We start from the raw sequence: 19,779 nt of genomic DNA, 5'->3' as shown, positions 1-19,779 counted from the left end.
GCGTATGACCGTTTGCCGACCGTCATGCTGCGCCGCGCTGCGCGTCAGTCCATCGAATCCCGCGCCGTCTCGCGCAGCATCGCCACCGCGATCAGCGACAGCACCACGCATGCGGCCACGTAGCCGGCCGGCGCGAGCTTGCTGCCGGTCGTCTTCACGAGCCAGGTCGCAATCAGCTGCGCGGTGCCGCCGAAGATCGTCACCGCGAGCGCATACGCGATCGAGATGCCGGTCGCGCGCACGTGGCGCGGCAGCGACTCGCACATCAGCGCCATTTCCGACGCCGAGCCGAGCGAATAGAACAGCAGCATCAGCGCGGTCAGCGGCAGGATCACCGACAGCGTCGGGTGATGGTTCATCAGCCAGAACGCCGGGAACAGCAGCGCGACCAGCACGCCGCGGCCGACGAAGATCGGCAGGCGCCGGCTGCCGAGCCTGTCCGACAGCCAGCCGAACAGCGGGCACGTGACCAGCATCACGCAGCCCGATGCGACGCCGACGAACATCGACAGCTTCATCGGCAGGCCGAGCGTGTGGATCGCATAGGTCGGCATGTAGAACGTCAGGATGTAGGTCGACACCGTGCCGCCCATCACCGTGAGCATCAGCAGCAGCACCGTGCGCGTGTGCTTCGAGAACAGCTCGTGCAGCACGCCGCGTTCGATGCCGTGATGGCGGTCGCCGGGCGCGTCGTCCGCGAGCCGCCGGCGCAAGAACATCCCGACCGGCGCGATCAGCACGCCGACGAGAAACGGTAACCGCCAGCCCCAGCCTTCCAGCGCGTCCTTCGTCATCGTGTTCGACAACAGCGCCGCGAAGCCCGAGCCCATCAGCGCGGCGCCGCCCTGCGTCGCGAGCTGCCAGCTCGCGCGGAACGCGCGGCGCGACGTGCCGCCCTGTTCGAGCAGCGTCGATGTCGCCGCGCCGAATTCGCCGCCCTGCGAGAAGCCCTGCAGCAAGCGCGCGAACACGACCAGCAGCGGCGCGGCCACGCCGACCTGCGCATAGGTCGGCGCGATCGCGATCAGGCCCGTGCCGAGCGCCATCAGCATGATCGTCAGATTCAGCGCGGCCTTGCGCCCCTTGCGGTCCGCATAGACGCCGAGCACGACGCTGCCGAGCGGCCGCGTGAAGAAGCCGGCGGCGAACGTCGCGACCGATAGCAGCAGCGACGTGGTCGGGTCGCTCGACGGGAAGAACAGCTTGCCGATCAGCACCGCGAAGAAGCCGTACACGGTGAAATCGAAGAATTCCAGCCAGTTGCCGATCACGGCCGCCGCAATCGCACCGCGCCGCGTGACGGCAGGCGTGCTGCGCGTGTCGGTGACGGTGGCTTCGGCCGGGCCGGGGTGCAGCGCGAGATGGTCTTTCTGCATCGCTATCCTCTACTCTGAATGCGGCCGGAACCGCCGGCCGCTCGCCCCGCCACCGGCTTTACTGCCCGAGGTAACGCTCCACCAGACGCGTCCAGTACGCCGCACCGATCGGCAGGTTGCGATCGTTGAAGTCGTATTTCGGGTTGTGCACCATGCAGCCGTCCTCGCCTTCGCCGTTGCCGAGCCGCACGAACGAGCCCGGCCGCTGTTGCAGCATGAACGCGAAATCCTCGCTGCCCATCAGCAGGTCGGTCTGCTCGACCACATGCGCGTCGCCCACGAGTTCGCGCGCCACTTGCGCGGCGAAATCCGTTTCGGCATCCGTATTGACGACGACCGGATAGCCTTCGATGTATTCGACGTTCGCGCTCGCGCCGTAGCTCGCGGCCTGCGTTTCGGCCAGCTCGGTGATGCGGCGCTTGAGCAGCGCGCGCACGTCCGGGCTGAACGAGCGCACGCTGAGTTCGAGACGCGCGCCGTTCGGGATCACGTTGTTCGCGGTGCCCGCATGCATCGAGCCGACCGTGACGACCGCCGGCTGTGCGGGGTCGACGTTGCGCGCGACGATCGTCTGCAGCGCCATCACGATGCTCGCCGCCACGACCACCGGGTCGACCGTCAGGTGCGGCCGCGCCGCGTGGCCGCCGACGCCTTCGATCGTGATGATCGCCTTGTCGCCGGCCGACATGAACGGGCCGCGCCGCGTGAGGAACACGCCGGGTGCCGCGCCCGGATGGTTGTGCATGCCGAACACGGCATCGCACGGGAAGCGCTCGAACAGGCCGTCGTCGATCATCTTCTTCGCGCCGCTGTCGACGCCGTGCTCTTCCGCCGGCTGGAAATACAGGTGCACGGTGCCGGAGAAATTGCGTGTCTTCGCGAGATGCTGCGCGGCGCCGAGCAGCATCGTCGTGTGGCCGTCGTGGCCGCACGCGTGCATCTTGCCGTGCGTGCCGCTCGCGTAGGGCAGCCCCGTCGCCTCGATGATCGGCAACGCATCCATGTCGGCGCGAATACCGATGCTGCGCGTGCCGTCGCCCACGCGCAGCGTGCCGACCACGCCTGTCTTGCCGACCCCGCGCGTCACCTGCCAGCCCCACTGTTCGAGCTTCTCTGCGACGAGCGCGGCCGTGTCGTGCTCCTCGTACGCGAGTTCGGGGTGGTGGTGGATGTGATGACGGATCTCGCGCAACCCGCCGGCGGCGGGCATCAGATCCTCGACTTCGGTGAATCGGGTATCGGTGGACATCAAGGGGCTCCGGCTGTTTGTCTGCGCATGCAACGGGTGCGTGCGGGAAAGCGAGCCACTATATCCAGCCGATATCGGTTCAATAAGATGCGGAATTTTTCACCGTGATAAGGTTTGTTAATCAGGGTTAATACTATGTGACGGGGAGGCTGTCGCTTTCGACGCGAACGGTATTCCCGATGTGCCCCCTGGGGATCGAGTACGCCATTTCGGCACCGGGAACCGGGCGGGCACTGCAATGCTGGCGCAGATTCCATTGCGGCGCTTATTCAACGCCTGCCCGATAACGTCATCGGGCTTGGCGAAAGCCGGCGGTCCCACGTACCGCATCAGGATATTCCGCTTCTGTCGACCACCAGCGTCGTCAGCGCGAGCTGCACGTTGCCGAACGCGTGAGCCGGACTTCCGTCGTCAAGCGCAGCATGACCGCCACCTGGCGCGTCCTGGCGCAGTTGATCGCATAATCGTGCGGTCGAGCGCCCCTTCCCTCCGCGCCGGATACTTCGCACCCAAGTTGAATACCGCGCTTTGCCCGGTCCATGTCGAATCGTCATGGCCGCCCGATCATCGGCAACGAAGTCGGAGCGGCCGGGCACGACGCGGCCGGCCGCTGCCATCGCAGACGAACTCAGTTCGTACGGGCCTTCAGTTTCGCCACGAGGACGTCGCCGAATTCCGGTGCCGACATCGGCTGCTGCCCCGTGATCAGTTCGCGATCAACGACCACGTTGCTGTGCCAGTTCGCCACCGTGTCGACGTGAGCGCCGGCTTCGGCCAACGCGTTCACCGGATAGAACTGCACGTTGCCGCCCAGCCCGTGCGGACCTTCGAGCTGCTGCTCCTCGCCCGTCGAGAAAACGGTCATCCGGTAACCGGCATACGGCCAGCCAGCCGCCAGGGAATTCGCGTTACCGTCGTTGGCGGCCATCGATGCAACGAAGGCATTCGGGTCGCGCACCGTGGACAGCAACACGATCGGCCCGTGACAGATGATCCCGGTGGGGCGCCCGCTGTCGTGGAAGCTGACCAGGATCTTGCCAAGATTCCGGTCCTTGAGCAGGTCGACCATCGGCGCATGGCCACCCGGGATAAACAGGCCGACATAACCGCCGGTCCCCTCCGCGACAACGGAGGCCAGCGTCTTCGGATGCTTCAGTTGCGCGATGCCTTGCGCGTACTTCAGTGCATCCGCGCGCGCTGCATCGTCGCCACCGAAAAACAGCTTGTCGTTCGAATTCGCGTCCATCATCGGCATGTCGCCGTTCGGATTGGCGATCACGGGCTCGTAGCCAGCCTCGACAAGCTTGCGATATGGAACGACGAATTCGTTGAGGTAATAACCCGTCGAATATTTCTTGCCGTCGCGCAAATCGAGCTCGTGAGCGCTCGACATGACAACCAGCACCTTGCCGCGCGATTGCGCCGACGCGCCCACCGGCAATGCGAACGCGGTCGCCGTGGCAAGTACCGCAGCACCGATCTTGAGGATGTTCATCATCAATCCCTTCCGAAAAAATAAGTGAGCCGGTTCAAGCGCCGGTCCCGGCATCCGCGATGTAGCGCGGAGCGGCCTTGGCGTTGGCGAACTGGGGAGTGAGTGCGCGGCGAGCCGCTTCCCATTGCGTCCAGCCGTCGCCGTCGTGCAGCGTCGGGATCGTCACGAGCTCGCCCTGATCGAGGCCCGCGAGCGCGGCATCCACCAGGTCGTCGGCCGTCATCGTGCTGGCGGCCTCCTTCTGCTTCGCGTAGCCGGCCACATCCCAGAACTCGGTCGCCGTCGCTGCAGGCAGCACGGTCTGCACGCGCACGCCCTTGTCCGCCAGGTCGCGCTGAAGGGTGTGACCGAAACTCAGCACATACGACTTCGATGCGCTGTACACGCCGTTGAGCAGTTCGACCGCGATACCAACGACCGAGCTGATGTTGATGATGGTGCCCGTGCCCTTGCTGGCGAACACCGGTGCGACGGCATAAGTCAGGCGCGTGAGCGCGGTGATGTTCAGATTGATCATCGACTCCATCGTGTCGACGTCGCCGTTGAGAATCGATGCGACCGAGCCGATGCCCGCGTTGTTCACCAGCATCGTGATGTTGCTGTTCTCGCGCAGGATGCCTTCGATCTTCGCGAGCGCGGCCTTGTCGTTCAGATCGGCGGCGACGGTCTCGACCGAGCGGCCGGTTTCGGCCATGAGGCGGCGCGCGAGCGTGTTCAGACGGTCCTGGTTACGCGCCACCAGGACGAGGTCGTAGCCGCGTTTCGCAAGGCGGTCTGCGTAAATCGCACCAATGCCAGCCGATGCGCCGGTGATCAGCGCGGTGCCTTTCGTGGAAGTGGTCATGATTTTTCCTTTCCGTGAATTGAGCCGACCGGGTGTCGGTTCGTGGAAAGAATTCTGGCTTCGACTGAACTCATCCTCAATGTCATATATGCAATGATTCATGCCATCCGCGCGCTGACCGGAAACCTTGCGGATTCGTCCTTTGAGACAGGCGCCCGATTACCCAAAATCGGTTCCGTAGCTGGCTCCGCCCGGCGCCTTGCCTCCTGAAGACGACCGCGCGCAACGCCATCCAATGACACGCTGCCGCAGCCCGTGACGATGTCCGTTTTATGCTAGATTCAATTGATCAGGACACACACATGGCGGACGTCATGCACACCGTGGGGCTCGTTGTTTACCCAAATTTCCAGTCGCTCGCGCTCGCGGTGGCGAGCGTGTTCGAGTACGCGAACCTGCTGCGCGGCGAGGAGGTGTACCAGTTCCGGATCGTGTCCGAGCACGGCGGCGCGGTCGTGTCGTCGCAGGGCTTTTCGGTCAACACCGAACCGCTGGCCAAAGAGGGATATGACACGCTGATCGTCTCCGGCGACAACGAATGCCGGCTTCCATCGGCGACGCTGGTGGACTTCCTGCATCGCGCGCCCGTCCATTCGCGGCGCATTGCGTCGATATGTACGGGAGCCTTCGTCCTCGCGGCCGCCGGGCTCCTCGACGGGAAACGGGCCACGACGCACTGGTATCACGCGCGGGACTTCAAGAAGCAATATCCGAACGTGCAGCTCGACGAAGATCGCATCTTCGTCGTAGACGGCCAGGTCTGGACGTCGGCCGGCATGAGCGCCGGGGTGGATCTCGCCCTCGCGATCGTCGAAAGCGATTTCGGGCTGGAAACGGCGCGCATGGTCGCGCGCAAGCTCGTGCTATACCAACGGCGCGGCGGTGGTCAGTCGCAATTCTCGACCTTGCTGGAACTGAACGCGCGATCGGACCGCGTGCAAATGGCGCTGACCTACGCGAGCGAAAACCTGGCGAGCAATCTGTCGGTGGAACGCCTGGCAGAGGCGGCACGTCTGAGCCCACGCCAGTTCAGCCGCGTGTTCCGGGAGGAGACGGGGCAATCCCCCGCCAAGGCGGTTGAGCGGCTGCGCGTCGAAGCCGCTCGCCTGATGATGGAAACGTCGCGCCACCCGATCGAAATCATTGCGAGAGAAACCGGCTTCGGCGACCGCGAGCGCATGCGCCAGGCATTTCTGCGCGCGTTCGGGCAACCCCCGCAGACCATCCAGCGCGCCTCCGGAGTTGCGCCGCTCACGAACCAGGACTTGTTGAACCAATAGGCGGACAGGTACGCGCAGTCTTGCTTGCCCAAGCCGTGAGCACTCGCTTCGTCCATCGCGAATGACGCGTGGGTCTCCGTCAACGAGGTGCCAGGGCTGCAGGCAGCTACCGGTCCAGGCGGAAAATCTACTGCTCGCCGGGCGCCCACTCAGGGCTATAGCCGCCAAGCGCCGGGTGGTACATTTCATCGCCGGAATGCTGCGTGAATTCGACATTGAGCCGATCCTCATGCAAGCCGAGAATCTCCACGCAATGCGCGCAAAGTGCCTGCGCCACCTCCATGCGCTGCCCGGGCGGGCGGCCCCGTCGGATATCCAGCATCATCACGGCGACCGGGACAGGCGCTTCGCCGGCCTCGGCGATACGCCAGACACCGCCTTGACCCAGCTCGCGGATCGCGACGCTGATACGCCGAATATCGACCGACATCATCCGCGCATAGGTCTCGCTCATTTTGGCGGCGAGCGACTGCTTGGTTTCCACCGAATAATGGTCGTTCACGTCCAGTTGCAGATAGGGCATGGTATTCAGGATTCCGGGTGATTGATCGAACGCGTGCGGCATCGGCCTGTCCGGATACCGTCAGCCGATTCTGGCACCCGGCTCGCCGCCCTCACCATGTCGAATAAGCAATGATTCCGGACATGGGTTCAAAAACGACACCTGTTCGCGGAAGCGCCTCGCGACATCCTCCCCGAGCTACGCAAATCCGTACAGCTTCGCCGGGTTCGTGACGAATATCCGTTGCTGCCAGTCCGCACGCCCGATCCAGCCGGCGATCACGTCCAGCAAGCTTGCATCGTCCGGCTTGTCCGTCTTCTGCGTCGGGTGCGGCCAGTCGGTACCCCACAGCATGCGCTCCGGCGCCATGTCGATCAGCGCCTTCGCGACCGGCGCGACGTCGTCGTAGGCAGGCGCGCCCGTCTTGCTGTCGACGTACGGCCCCGACAACGTGATCCACGTATGGCCCTTGTCGACGAGGCGTTGCGCGGTGCGAAACGCGGCCGACGAGAGCCCGTCGGGCTGCGGCACATGCGCGATATGGTCGATGACGAGCGGACACGGCAGCACCGCAAGATGACGCTCGAGCTCCGGCAGCCGCGCGCCCTGCACCACCAGCTCGATATGCCAGCCGAGGTTCGCGATGCGCGCGGCGAGCGGCGCCAGCATGTCGAGCGTCGTCGCGCCCGGATAGCTCAGGTTGAACCGGATCGCACGGACGCCGCCGCGATCGAGCGCCAGAAGTTCGTCGTCGCTCACGGTGCCGTCGACGACGGCCACGCCGCGCGCGGCGTCGCCGAACTGCGCGAGCGCCGCCAGCGTGCAGCGGTTGTCCGTCCCGTACGTCGACGGCGTCACGACCACGTTGCGCTTCACGCCGGTCCGCGTCTGCACGCCCCGGTATTGCGCGACGGTCGCATTCGGCGGGCGCAGCGTCGTGCCCGGCGCGACCGGGAACCGGTCGTCGTAGATGTGCATGTGGCAGTCGATCGCCCCGTCGGGCAGCTGGAACGCCGGCCGCCCGATGCCGCTCGACCACGTTTCGTCGGCCGCGGCCAGCGGCAATGCAGCCGAAGCCAGCGTCGCGCCGGCGATCCGGAGGAATTCGCGTCTCGCGATGCGCGCCATGATCAGATGGTCCCCGTCTTGCCGACCAGCTTGCCCGACGCATGATTGCGCGTGAGCAGCAGCAGCGTCGCGACGCTCACGAGCGTGAGGATCGCGAGCGGCATCAACGCGAGCGCGTAGCTGCCCGTCGCCGCCTTCACCCACCCGTACACGTTCACCATCAGCCCGCCGCCGAGCAGGTTCGCGATCGCGTTGACCGTCGCGAGCCCCGCCGCCACGGTGCTGTTGGACAGCATGTCGGTCGCAAGCGCCCAGAACGGGCCCTTGAACGAATACGCGCCGACCAGCACCGCGCAGAGCATGCAGACCGTCGGCAGCAGCGATCCGCTCAGCGACGTCGCGAACAGGCCCACGCCGATCAGCAGCATCGGCACGACCGTGTGCCAGCGCCGTTCGCCGACGCGGTCCGAGCGACGGCCCCAGTAGACCATCAGGACGGAAGCCACCGCGTAAGGCACCGAATTCAGCAGGCCGGTCTCCATGACGCTCAAGCCGAACGACTTCAGCAACTGCGGCTGCCACACGGACAGCGTGCTGCCTGCCGCGGAAGCGCACGTGTCGACGAGCGCGAGGCACAGCACGTAGCGGTTGCGGAACAGCTGCGTGAGCGGCAGCGACGGCACCTTCTTGCGCGTCTTGTGGCCGGCGGCGAGCGCGGTCGTGAGCCATGCGCGCTCGTCGTCGTCGAGCCACCTCGCGTCGTCCGGCTTGTTCGTCAGCACGAACAGGCACGCGATGCCGAGCAGCACGGTCGGAACGCCTTCGAGGATGAACAGCCAGTGCCATCCGCGCAGGCCCCACACGCCGTCCATCTGCAACAGCAGCGCGGAGATCGGCGAGCCGATGAAGCTCGCGGCCGGAATCGCGACCATGAACGTCGCGACGATCCGCGCACGATACTGCGCGGGAATCCAGTACGACAGATAAAGCAGCACGCCGGGGAAAAAGCCCGCCTCGGCCGCACCCAGCAGGAAACGCAGCACGTAGAACGTCGTCGCGTTGTGCACGAGCGCGGTCGCCGCCGACACGATGCCCCACGTGATCATGATCCGGGCGATCCAGATCCGCGCGCCGTATTTCTGCAGCGCGAGATTGCTCGGTACTTCGCAAAAGAAGTACGAAATGAAGAACAGGCTGCTGCCGAACCCGAACACCTGCGCCGACATCCCGAGGTCATGGTTCATCTGCAGCGACGCCATCCCCACGTTGCCCCGGTCGATGAAGGCAAGCAGGTAGCAGATCATCAAAAAGGGAATGAGCCGCCAGACGACCTTCCGTATGGTCCGGCGCTCGATCGCGGACGCGTCCATGAAACCGGTTTGCATGTTGTCTCCGTTTATTGTGCGCCTGAGCGCGTTCCTGTGAACCGTTGCCACGCGATGACCGCGATGACGCCGCACGCGAGCACGGCGGCCATGGCGGCGAAGGTGTGTCGCACGCCGAGCGCCTCGGATGCGCTGCCGACGAGCAGATAACCGAACGGCATCGTGCCGTTGTAGGCCATGCCGTACATCCCGACGAGCCCGCCTCGCACGTGATCCGGACACTGGCGCTGAATGGTCGCGTTCGTCGACGTGGCCGCGAACGTGAGGCTGAAGCCGAGTGCATAGAATGCGGGGATCGATCCGGCCGCATCGGTCGTCGCGGCCAGCACGGCCAGCGCGCCGACGGCCGTCCACGGCGCATACGCGATGAACCGGTGCGACGCGCGCGGCCCGAACGCCGACGACAGCAGCACCGCCGCGCTCAACGAGCCGGCGCCGGCGCACGCGAAGAACACGCCGGTAAAGCGCGCGGCGTCGTGAAAGCCCTGGTCCGCGAGCAGCGGCACCAGTGTCTGGTAGCTGCCGGCGAACAGGCCGATGCACGCGAGAATCGGCAGATAGCGGGCCGAGAACGCATCGGACAGCACGTAGCCGACCGCGTCGCGCAGGCCGCTGTCCGCGCGCGACGGGCGGCCCGCCGCCGCAGTCCGGATCGACCGCACGCATGCCGCCATGAAGCACAGCGCGAGCGCATAGATCGCAAACGACGTCCGGGGCCCGAGCGTCGGATAGACGAAGCCGGCGATGGTCGGGCCGACCATGCGCCCGACGTTGTAGACCATCGTGTTCATCGCGACCGCGTTGGAGGTGTGGGTCGCATCCTGAAGGCTCGTCAGCAGCAGCACCTGCCGCGCCGGCGTTTCCACCGCGCTCGACACGCCGATCGCCAGCGCATGCGCGAGGATCAGCTTCACGCCGAGCAGGCCGAGCAGCGACAACGTGAAGAGGCTGCTCGTCAACACCAACGACGCCGCCAGCACGCAGAGCGTCACGCGCCGCGCGTTGGCCGAGCCGATGCGGGAGCCCGCCACCGGCGCGACGATCAACTGCGGCCCGTACAGCAGGAAGTTGAGCAGCGCGAGGATCGCCGCCGAGCCGGACAGGTGATAGATCAGCAGGTTCAGCGTGACGTTCTGCGTCCAGCTGCCGAGCACCGATGCGACCTGCCCGCTCAGGTAGCGCCGCAGCGACGCCTCGGTCAATGCGGGAAACAGCCTGTTCACCCATCCCGCTTGCGTTGCCACGTTCATGACAGCGCCTTCCCGCGCGTTTCGGGCGCGACCAGCACGACCGCGGCCGCGGCGACGAACGCGACGATCGTCGTCGCGAGTCCGAGCACGAAGCCGCCCGACGTCGACGCCAGCGAACCGATGACCAACGGCGCGATGAAACCGCCGAGCCGGCCACCGTTGTACGCGAGGCCCATGAAGAAGCCGCGCGAGGCGGTGTTGCCGATAATCTCCGCGAGGAACGGGCCGGCACCCGCGAAGATGCCGTTCACGCTGAATCCGGTCAGAAAGATCGCGGCCATCAGCAGCAACGGATTCGCCGACACGATATACACGCCGACCGCCATCGCGCCGACCAGCAGGTAGGCCAGGAACATCGGCCGCCGGCCGAGCCGGTCGACCCATGCCGAGAACAGCAGGAATCCGGCGATCGCGCCGAACTGCAGCGCCAGCACGAACTTCAGGCTATGCACGAAGTCGAGGTGCTTCACCGTGATGAGGAACGTCGGCGTCCACGTGAATACGCCCCAGTACAGGTACTGCAGAAAGAAGATGAAGCAGAAAGCGGTGAGCAGGCCGCGCACGTTCAGCTTCTCGCGGCTTGCCGTGTCGAGCGTGCGGGCCTGCGACTTCGCGTGCCTGCGTTCGAGCCAGATCGGCGATTCCGGCGTCTTGCGCGCGACCCAGAACAGAATGAAGAACGGCGACGCACCGATCAGGAACAGCACACGCCAGCTGTCGCCGGCCAATCCGCCATGCGCGGCGCCGACGATGCCCGAGATCGCGATCGCGAGAATCGCGCCGATCGGCAAGCCCATCTGCATCAGCGCGCCGCCCTTGCCGCGCCGGCTCGGATGCCAGGTTTCCGCGATGAGCGCCGCGCCGGCGGTCCAGGTTCCGCCCATGCCGAGCGCGCCGAAAAAGCGCAGCGCGGCGAACGAATGCGCGTCGGGCGCAAATGCGATCAGGCCAGAGAACAGCGAGTAGATGCCGACGCAGAGCAGCGCGGTGCGCACGCGCCCGATCCGGTCCGACACGAAGCCGAACAGAATGCCGCCGACGATCTGTCCGGCCGCCGTGACGCTCGTGAACATGCCGAGCTGCGCCTTGCTCAGCCCGAACTGCAGCGCGAGCGTCGGCAGCAGCAGCGACAGCAGGAACGAATCGTAGCTCTCGAACGTCCAGCCGAGCCCCGCGAGCGACAGCGAACGCCACTCGATACCGGTCACGCGCGTGAACCCTTTCTCCGCGGCTGCGGAATCGATGTCCTGCGTGGCCACGGTTGCACTCGTCTTCATCGGTTGTCTCCGGGAATCGCGACGCGATACGTCGATGCGGCCGTCCGGCTGAACAGCGCGGCCTTTTCATCGGCCGACATCGCGGACGCGAGTCGTTTGAAGGCGTTCCACAGCACGCGATAGCCGAACATCCCCTTGTCGACGGGGAAGTTGCTCTCGAACATGCAGCGTTCGACGCCGAAGAGGTCGACGCAGGTGTCGAAATACGGCTGCCACGCGGCCGCCAGTTCCTGCGACGACGGCGGCAGGTCGCGCGTGGCGAAGTCGAAGCCGAATACGCTCATGCCCGCGCCACCGAGCTTCATGCGCGTGTTCGGCAGCGCGGCGAGACGCGCGAGTTGCCGTGTCCATTGCGCATGGACTTCCGCGCGTTGGCCGGCATGCGGCCCCACGCCGAGCGGACCGCCGAAATGGTCGATGACGACGGTGACGTGCTCGCATGCGCGCGCGAGTTCGTACAGGTCGTCGAGCTGCGTGTGATAGACCCACGCGTCGAGCGACAGCCCATAGCGGCCGAGCGTCGCCACGCCCCGCCGGAAAGCCGGATCCGACATCCGGTCGCGCGGCGGCGTCACCGGGCTCGATCGCACGTCGGGGCTCGCATGCCACGCGAGCGGATTGCGAATCCCGCGCAGTCGCCCGCCGGACACCTGCAGCATCGTGTCGAGCACCGCATCGAGTTCCGCGCCGAGCGACAGATCGGCGCCGCCGACGATGGCCTCGCAGCACCGCGTGGGGCCGTATGCGCCGCTGTCGAACATCGCGGCGACGCCGCTCGCGAACGCCACTTCGCCCACCGGCTTGAATGCCTCGGGCCCGCTTGCACGCAACATCGATCGACACTGCACGTAGACCGTCGACACGACCCGATGTCCGCTGCGCACGTCCGCACCGAACTCGTCCGCGAGATAGCGACCGGTCTGGCGGTCCCACAGGTGGTGATGGGCGTCGACGATGGCAAGCTCGGGTTCCAGCACCGGCTCGTCGCGCAAGGCCAGCCACTCGGGCCGGACGGGCAGATGGGGCGCGTGAACGGTCTGCATCGCACGCGCCTCAGAACTTCTGGCGCATGCCGATCACCACGCCCGTCTGGTTGTGATCGGGCGCGACCGTGCCATAGCCGTTCACGCCGAGCGCGGAGCCGCCCTTGTTGCGCGCGAAACCCGCCGTCGCGTAGATATCGGTGCGCTTCGACAGCAGATAGTCCGCGCACAGCACGGCGAGCCACGGGTCGGCACTCGTCGAATGCACGTCCTGGTAATAGGCCGTTGCCGTGACCACGAACGCCGGCGACACCGCGTATTGCGCGCCGGCCCAGTACAGGTTCGCCGCGCTGGCTTCGGAACCGTTCGCGAGACGGATCGGGTTCGCCGGCAGGAACGCGTTCGACGCCTGAAGATAGCGATAACCGGCGAATCCCTTCACCGGTCCGATCGCATACGATGCGGCGGCCGTCGCGCGTCGCTCGGTGCCCGTGTTCGTCGCGACGGTGTTGCTGTTGCGCTGCTCGTACGACACGCTCGCGGCGAGCGGCCCTTGCGCGAAAGTCAACGCCCCGCTGAAGAAGCGGCCGGTGAGTTGCGCGCCCGGCACTTCGGCGCCGTATCCGGTGTCGTAGCGGGTGCTATACATGGCCTGCGCCGTCAGCGGGCCGAACACGCCGGTGTACTTCGCCGAATTGTCGATACGCGCGGCCGCCGCGTAGTCGAGCGACAGCAACGAATACCGCGACGACGCGCCCATCGGGTCGAAGGCCACGGCCTGTTCGTAGAAGAGCGAATTCTGGCGGCCGAACGTCAACTGCTGGCCGCGGTACGCCAGCCCGACCCACGCCTGGCGGCCGAAAATTCGCGACGTCGTGGCGGCATTCGAACCGAGGCCTTTCGTCGACTGCGCGGTCGTGCCGTCATTGATGTTGAAGCCGTCTTCCAGCTGGAAAATGGCTTTCATGCCGGCGCCGAGATCCTCGACGCCCTTCAATCCCCAGCGCGAACCGGACAGGTTGCCCGACGCTTCGCGCGTCTGCGCGCCGCCGGTACTCGTGTTGTTGATGTGCTCGATGCCGACGTCGGCAATACCGTACAGCGTGACGCTGCTTTCTGCCTGGGCGGCACCGCACCACGAGGTCGCGCTCGCGACGGTGATGGCGCCGAGCACGAAGCGGGAGGTCGGGCGGGTATTGCGGCTGGCCTGATTCGACAACATGGAGTCTCCAAACTGTTTTTTATGGGTGGGTCGGATGAAGGAAAATTCACGGCTCGCGGGCGACAGGCGCTTCGCCGGCGCCCGAGCCCGGATCGCCGAGCCACGCGATGGTCAATGCGCCGAGCAGCAGCACACCCGACACGGCGATGAGCGGCGCGGTGAAGCCGCCGGAGAATTGCTTGAGCGCGCCGATCAGCGACGGCCCGACGAAGCCGCCGAGATTGCCGACCGACACGATCAGCGCGAGCCCGCCCGCGGCAGCGCGGCCGGTGAGGAATCCTGACGGGATGGCCCAGTACGTCGCCTGGAACGCGAGGATCCCGCTCACCGTGATGCACAGCGCGATCAGCTTGAAAACCGGCGCATGAATGAAGGCGCTCGCACACAACGCCACGGCGGCGACAGCCAGTGCGCCTGCGACATACGGAATGCGGTGGGTCGCGCGGTTGGCGAGACGCGCCCACCAGAGCATCACGACGGCGCCGATCGCATACGGAATGGCCGTCAGCCAGCCGACCACCGCGTGTTCGACGCCGAACTGCTTGATGATCTGCGGCATCCACAAGCCGACGCCGAGCGAGCCGACGATCCCGCAGAAGTTGACGAACGCGAGCACGAACACGCGCCAGTTCGTCATCGCGTCGCGCAGTTTGCTGCCGTGCTTCGCGCCGATGTCGCGCTGCTCGAACGCGAGGCGCTTCGCGAGCGACGCCTTCTCTTCGTCACTGAGCCACGCGGCTTTCTCGGGACGGTCGGCCAGCACGAACAGGCACGCGATGCCGAGCATCACCGCAGGGACGCCTTCGATCAGCAGCAGCCACTGCCAACTGCGCAGCCCGTGCAGGCCGCCCAGTTCGAGCAGCGCACCGGAAATCGGCGAGCCGATCATGTTCGCGACGGGGATGCCGACGAGGAAGGCGGCCGTCACCTTCGCGCGCCACTTGCCGGGAAACCAGTGCGTGAAATACAGGTAGATGCCGGGCGTGAACCCCGCCTCGGCAAGCCCGAGCAGAAAGCGCGCCGCCGCAAAGCTTTTCGGTCCGACGACGAACGCCGTCGCCATCGAGAACAGGCCCCACGTGATCATGATTCTCGCGATCCACACGCGCGCGCCGACCTTCTGCATGATCAGGTTGCTCGGAATCTCGAACAGGAAGTAGCCGATGAAGAACAGGCCGGCACCGACACCGAACTGCTCGGCCGTCAGACCGAGATCCCGGTTCATCGTGAGCGCGGCAAAACCGACGTTGGTCCTGTCGAGATAGCTGATCACGTAGCAGACGAAGATGAACGGCAGAATGCGCCGGAACGCCTTCGCGAGCGTGCGCTCGCTGGCCGCGTAATCGTCGCCGGCCAGGCGCTCCGCGGGCGATGCGTCGGCGCGCGGTGCGTCATCGCCGCCACGCAGCGCGTGCGAAATGGTCATGCTTGTCTCCTTCGTCGCGCGACTGGCGGCGCGATCTTTCGGCATACGGGCGGGAAACCGGCAAGCGGCTTCCCGGTTCGCGGGTGTCAGTCCTTCTTCGCTGCCTGTTTCGGCAGCGGGCCGGCAATGCTCATGTCCGCTTTCAGGACCGAACCGGATGTCGATTCGGTGATGAAGAGCGTCTTCATGTCGGCGCCGCCGAAGCACACGCTCGTGAGCGACGCCCCTTTCGGCCCGGTCAGGATCTCGACGGGCTCCGCGCAGTGGTTGAGCACCCACACGCGGCCGAGCCCCGGATTCGCGACGAACAGGCGGCCTTCGAGATCGACGGTGAGGCCGTCGGGGCCGCTCGGCCCGTAGGACGTGAAGAACTGGCTGACCTTGGTGACCGATCCGTCGGCCTGCAGCGGCATGCGCCACACCGCATTGCCGCGCGTCATCGCGACGAACAGCACCTTCTCGTCGTGCGACAGCACGAGCCCGTTCGGGCTCGGGCAGGTGCCGAGCAGCATGTCGAGCTTGCCGTCCGGCGAGAGCCGATACACGCGGCCCGTCGGATCGTGCAGCCCGGTCTGCCCCTGGTCGGTGAAATAAATGTTGCCGGCCGAGTCGAACGTCAGGTCGTTCACGCCCTTGAAGCGCTCGGTGTTGCGGCGCTCGAGATACGGGCGAATTTCACCGCGCTCGATATCGAGCAGCATCAGGCCGTTCCGGTAGTCGGTGATGATCAGGTGCGCTGCGTCGAAGCGCTTCATTCCGTTGGGCTCGCCGTCGTATTCGACGACGAGATCCCAGTCGCCCGACGGCGAAATGCGGAAGATGCGCCCGTGCGGAATGTCGGTCACGAACAGATAGCCGGCGGGATCCCACACCGGCCCTTCGAGAAACGAATCGGTGACCATGCCGCCGCGATTCGCGCGTGCCCATTCCGTGCGGACGTCCGGCTTGCGAAACTTCTCCGGCATGCGCGTGAACACGTCGGCCTCGCGCACGTCGGGGTTCGTCAGATAAAACATGCGTACCTCGATGTCCAGGGTTCAAGCCGCGCTGTGCGCGCGTTCGTCGAGCACCGCGAGGACGTTGGCCGCCGCACCCTTGCCCATGTTCACGTACGCGGCATCGCTCACGCCGCCGACATGCGGCGACAGAATCACGTTGGGGATCTGCTGGAACGGGTGCGGCACCGTCATCGGCTCGACGTCGAAGCTGTCGAGCCCGGCCGCACGCAAGTGGCCGCTCGCCAGCGCGTCGGCCAGCGCGGCTTCGTCGATCAGGCCGCCGCGCGCGGTATTGACGAGAATCGCCCCGCGCTTGAAACGCGAGAGCGTGTCGCGGTCGAGCATCCGGCGGTTGTCGGCCGTCAACGGACAATGCAGCGACACGATGTCCGACGCCGCGTACAGCGTGTCGAGCGGCACGAGCTTCACGCCGGCGGGCGCTTCCTTCGCGAACGGATCGAACGCGAGCACCTTCATGCCGAACGCCGTGCCGATCGCGGCCACGCGCCGGCCGATCGCACCGAGCCCGACGAGGCCGAGCGTGCGCCCGTCGAGTTCGACGGACTTGTGCGTCGACTTGTCCCAATGGCCTTCGCGCATGCGGATGTCGAGTTGCGGAACCGACTTCGCGCACGCAAGCAGCAGCGCCCACGCGTGCTCGGCGACGGCGGCCGCATTCGCGCCGACCGCGGCGCGCACCGCGATGCCGCGCGCGGCAGCTGCGTCCTGATCGATCACGTCGATGCCGCTGCCGTGCTTCGAAATCACCTGCAGGTTTTCGGCGGCGTCCATGATGCGGCCGTTGACCTTGCCGTACCGGACAATGATCGCGACCGGCTTGTGCTGGGCGCAGAGCGCCACGATGTCGTCCTCGGTCGGTTGCTTGCCGGCGAACACGACGTCGAACTGCGCGAGCATCTCGAGCGCTTGCGGCGCAAGGTCGGCGGCGGTCACGAGGACCACGGGCTTGTGCGAAGCGATCTGCATCAGAGTGCCTCGCCTTCGGCCAGCATGCCGGCTGCGCGCAGCTCCTTCTCGATCCAGCCCGGACGAAGGTCGCCCTTGTGGATCGCTGCGATACGCGCGGTTTCGAAGTCGAGCTTTTTCTGCGCCAGATCGACGATACGCGCGACGTCGGCGCGCGCAATGACGACGACGCCGTCGGCGTCGCCGACCACCAGGTCGCCCGGATTCACTGCCGTGCCGCCCAGCGAGATCGGCGCATTCACGCGCCCCGCGACGCTTTTGGTCGGGCCGCACGGATTGAGGCCGGCCGCGAAGACCGGATAGTCGCCGTTGGCCAGTTCGTGCGCGTCGCGCACAGCGCCGTCGATGACGATGCCGGCGATGCCGCTCGCCTTCGCCTGCGCCGCCATGATTTCGCCGAGCAGCGCGCACGAGATGTCGCCCTTGCCGTCGACCACGACGACGTCGCCCGGTTTCGCGACGGCGAGCGCCGCATGGATCGCCAGGTTGTCGCCCGCGCGGACTTCGACCGTGACCGCCGGGCCGGCGACCTTCATCTTCGGCGACAACGGCCGCACACGGCCATGCACCGTGCCGCGGCGGCCCGCGACGTCGGCGAGGATCGCGGCCTGGTAGCGCGCGGCAGCCTGAACGAGTTCCGGCGAGACGCGTTCGATGTCGCGGGTGATCGGCGAAGGGCTGGCGGATGGGTTGCTCATGATTCGACCTCAGGTTGTGCGTTGTACTCTGTACAACACCGGTGTACATGGTGAAATCAATATAACCAGAGGAGACGTGTCATGGCACTGGCGTTTACCCTTTTACGTGGTAAACCAGCGTTTTACTCTGTACAATTCCAGGTGAATGTCGACCGGAGAAAAGGAATGGGAAACGACGGTGTCGTTGCCGTGGAAAAGGCGCTTTCGCTGCTGGACTGCTTCAAGCCCGGCGCCGAATCGCAATCGCTCGCGACGCTGTCGCAGGCATCCGGCATGCACAAGACGACGGTCTATCGGCTGATGAACTCGCTGGAGCGAATGGGCTATGTCGTGCGCGCGCAGTCCGGCAACTATTCGCTTGGGCACCGCGTGCTGTACCTCGGCAAGCTGTACGAGCAGTCCTTCCATCTGTCCACGGTGGTCGAACCGGCGCTGCATGCGCTGGCCGCGCTGACGAAGGAAAGCGCATCGTACTACGTGCACGACAGCGGGCACCGGCTCTGCCTGTTTCGGGTCGAGCCGTCCGAAGGCCTGCGTGAAACGCGGCTCGCGGGGACGATGCTGCCGCTCGATGACACGGCCATCAGCCAGGTGATCCGTTTCTGGGGACTCGGCGAACCGATCTATGACAAGCCGCCGGCACTGCCCCTCTTCACCGCGGGTGCGCGCGATGTACACACGGCAGCGTTCGCGGTGCCGGTTTTCGGCGCCGGCGACAAGTTCATGGCGGCGCTGACGCTTTCCGGTCCCGCATCCCGCCTCAGTGTCGCGCACGAGTCGGGCGAGCTGGATCGACCGCAGCTGGATGCCGCCGCCGATCTATCGCGGAAGCTGGGCGCGAGTGTCGCGCTCTGCGAGCACATGTACGGCAGCTGATCGCCGCTTCGGCAAAGGCCGGGTTCAGGTGGACGCGCCGTTCGTCGCCTGCCCGCGGACACGTTCGCACGACGCCACGCGCGGGTCGGGGCGCGACACCTGCAATGCAGCACCGACGCGGCGGCGCGTCCGACCGGCCCGGCACACGGGCCATTGATTTTTGAGACGAACGGTCTATTATTCCGCCATGGACGCTCGAATCGATCCGCCTCGCCGCCGCGGCAGGCCGCCCAAGCAGCACGACGACCTCGTCGCCACGCGTGACATGCTGTTGCGCACCGGGCTCGAGATCCTCACCGAAAAGGGCTTTTCCGCCACCGGGCTCGACGAGATCCTCGGGCGCGCCGGCGTGCCGAAGGGCTCCTTCTATCACTACTTCGACAGCAAGGAAGCGTTCGGGCTCGAACTGATCGACCGCTACGCCGAATTCTTCGCCCGCAAGCTCGACCGCCATCTCAGCCAGCCAGAACGCTCGCCGCTGGCGCGCGTGCGCGCGTTCGTCGACGACGCCCGCGACGGCATGGCCCGCCATGCATACAGCCGCGGCTGCCTGATCGGCAACCTCGGACAGGAAATGGGCACGCTGCCGGAAAGCTTCCGCGCACGTCTGCGTGCGACGTTCGAAGACTGGCAGCACCGTCTGGCCGAATGCCTGCGCGCCGCGCAGCAGGCGGGCGAGCTGGCGGATTCGGCCGACCCCGCCGAGCTGGCCGCGTTCTTCTGGATCGGCTGGGAAGGCGCGGTGCTGCGCGCGAAGCTCGAACGCAGCGATGGGCCGCTCGTGCTGTTCGCGCAGTTTTTCTTCAATGGATTGCCTCGCCGCTGAATTTTTTTACCATTTATTAGACGATCGGTCTAAAAAG

18 protein-coding genes are annotated in these 19,779 nt (G+C 66.1%); 3 read left to right on the top strand and 15 right to left on the bottom strand.

What is annotated here, in order from left to right; all coding sequences use genetic code 11:
* Window positions 1-44: 44 nt before the first annotated feature.
* From FFS49_RS01445 to FFS49_RS01430, 4 genes are all read right to left on the bottom strand, one after another.
* Window positions 45-1,376, bottom strand: a complete 1,332-nt coding sequence (locus FFS49_RS01445; protein WP_039367931.1) for an MFS transporter — start codon at window positions 1,374-1,376, stop codon at window positions 45-47.
* 58 nt (window positions 1,377-1,434) lie between these two features.
* A complete protein-coding gene (locus FFS49_RS01440; protein WP_046546200.1) occupies window positions 1,435-2,625 on the bottom strand; it encodes a M20 aminoacylase family protein in 1,191 nt (396 codons plus the stop codon).
* A 628-nt stretch (window positions 2,626-3,253) separates the two neighbouring features.
* Window positions 3,254-4,123, bottom strand: a complete 870-nt coding sequence (locus FFS49_RS01435; RefSeq protein ID WP_224755876.1) for a type 1 glutamine amidotransferase domain-containing protein — start codon at window positions 4,121-4,123, stop codon at window positions 3,254-3,256.
* A gap of 31 nt (window positions 4,124-4,154) precedes the next feature.
* Window positions 4,155-4,964 (bottom strand): SDR family oxidoreductase, encoded by an 810-nt coding sequence (locus FFS49_RS01430; protein WP_105818238.1) that lies wholly within the window; start codon window positions 4,962-4,964, stop codon window positions 4,155-4,157.
* A gap of 314 nt (window positions 4,965-5,278) precedes the next feature.
* On the opposite strand from FFS49_RS01430, the gene FFS49_RS01425 reads away from it, so the two are divergent.
* Window positions 5,279-6,244, top strand: coding sequence for a GlxA family transcriptional regulator (locus FFS49_RS01425; RefSeq protein ID WP_105818387.1), 966 nt, complete (start codon window positions 5,279-5,281; stop codon window positions 6,242-6,244).
* A gap of 127 nt (window positions 6,245-6,371) precedes the next feature.
* On the opposite strand, the gene FFS49_RS01420 is transcribed toward FFS49_RS01425, so the two are convergent.
* The 11 genes from FFS49_RS01420 to FFS49_RS01370 all read right to left on the bottom strand — a co-directional run bounded on the left by FFS49_RS01420 (window position 6,372) and on the right by FFS49_RS01370 (window position 18,040).
* A complete protein-coding gene (locus FFS49_RS01420; RefSeq protein ID WP_105818388.1) occupies window positions 6,372-6,767 on the bottom strand; it encodes a tautomerase in 396 nt (131 codons plus the stop codon).
* Window positions 6,768-6,944: 177 nt separating this feature from the next.
* On the bottom strand, window positions 6,945-7,874 hold the full coding sequence (locus FFS49_RS01415; protein ID WP_105818239.1) for an amidohydrolase family protein: 930 nt from the start codon (window positions 7,872-7,874) through the stop codon (window positions 6,945-6,947).
* 2 nt (window positions 7,875-7,876) lie between these two features.
* Entirely contained in the window at window positions 7,877-9,199 is a 1,323-nt protein-coding gene (locus tag FFS49_RS01410) for an MFS transporter (RefSeq protein WP_039350001.1), read from the bottom strand.
* Between the two features lie 11 nt (window positions 9,200-9,210).
* Complete coding sequence (locus FFS49_RS01405) at window positions 9,211-10,449, bottom strand: MFS transporter (RefSeq protein ID WP_105818240.1); 1,239 nt, start codon at window positions 10,447-10,449, stop codon at window positions 9,211-9,213.
* Complete coding sequence (locus FFS49_RS01400; RefSeq protein ID WP_071331893.1) at window positions 10,446-11,726, bottom strand: MFS transporter; 1,281 nt, start codon at window positions 11,724-11,726, stop codon at window positions 10,446-10,448. Before FFS49_RS01400 ends, FFS49_RS01405 begins: the two co-directional genes overlap by 4 nt.
* Window positions 11,723-12,769, bottom strand: coding sequence for an amidohydrolase family protein (locus FFS49_RS01395; protein ID WP_105818241.1), 1,047 nt, complete (start codon window positions 12,767-12,769; stop codon window positions 11,723-11,725). Before FFS49_RS01395 ends, FFS49_RS01400 begins: the two co-directional genes overlap by 4 nt.
* Window positions 12,770-12,779: 10 nt before the next feature.
* Window positions 12,780-13,931 carry a porin gene (locus FFS49_RS01390; RefSeq protein WP_105818242.1) on the bottom strand — a complete coding sequence of 384 codons (1,152 nt, stop codon included), beginning with the start codon at window positions 13,929-13,931 and terminating at the stop codon, window positions 12,780-12,782.
* A 46-nt stretch (window positions 13,932-13,977) separates the two neighbouring features.
* On the bottom strand, window positions 13,978-15,357 hold the full coding sequence (locus FFS49_RS01385) for an MFS transporter (RefSeq protein WP_105818243.1): 1,380 nt from the start codon (window positions 15,355-15,357) through the stop codon (window positions 13,978-13,980).
* An 86-nt stretch (window positions 15,358-15,443) separates the two neighbouring features.
* Window positions 15,444-16,373 carry an SMP-30/gluconolactonase/LRE family protein gene (locus FFS49_RS01380; protein WP_105818244.1) on the bottom strand — a complete coding sequence of 310 codons (930 nt, stop codon included), beginning with the start codon at window positions 16,371-16,373 and terminating at the stop codon, window positions 15,444-15,446.
* Between the two features lie 21 nt (window positions 16,374-16,394).
* Complete coding sequence (locus FFS49_RS01375) at window positions 16,395-17,342, bottom strand: NAD(P)-dependent oxidoreductase (protein WP_105818245.1); 948 nt, start codon at window positions 17,340-17,342, stop codon at window positions 16,395-16,397.
* Complete coding sequence (locus FFS49_RS01370) at window positions 17,342-18,040, bottom strand: diguanylate cyclase (RefSeq protein ID WP_039349976.1); 699 nt, start codon at window positions 18,038-18,040, stop codon at window positions 17,342-17,344. Before FFS49_RS01370 ends, FFS49_RS01375 begins: the two co-directional genes overlap by 1 nt.
* Window positions 18,041-18,205: 165 nt before the next feature.
* On the opposite strand from FFS49_RS01370, the gene FFS49_RS01365 reads away from it, so the two are divergent.
* Together FFS49_RS01365 and FFS49_RS01360 are read left to right on the top strand one after the other, a co-directional pair.
* Window positions 18,206-18,916, top strand: a complete 711-nt coding sequence (locus FFS49_RS01365) for an IclR family transcriptional regulator (RefSeq protein WP_039349972.1) — start codon at window positions 18,206-18,208, stop codon at window positions 18,914-18,916.
* Window positions 18,917-19,103: 187 nt separating this feature from the next.
* The gene (locus FFS49_RS01360; protein ID WP_105818246.1) at window positions 19,104-19,742 is read left to right on the top strand and encodes a TetR/AcrR family transcriptional regulator; all 639 of its coding nucleotides are present in this window, start codon (window positions 19,104-19,106) and stop codon (window positions 19,740-19,742) included.
* The last annotated feature ends 37 nt before the right edge of the window (window positions 19,743-19,779 follow it).

The sequence above is a fragment of the Burkholderia sp. 4NA327C6 genome, from assembly GCF_005502655.1.
Lineage (GTDB): Bacteria > Pseudomonadota > Gammaproteobacteria > Burkholderiales > Burkholderiaceae > Burkholderia > Burkholderia contaminans.
Note: the sequence above shows the minus strand (reverse complement) of the source record. Positions and strands in the feature narration are given on the sequence as shown.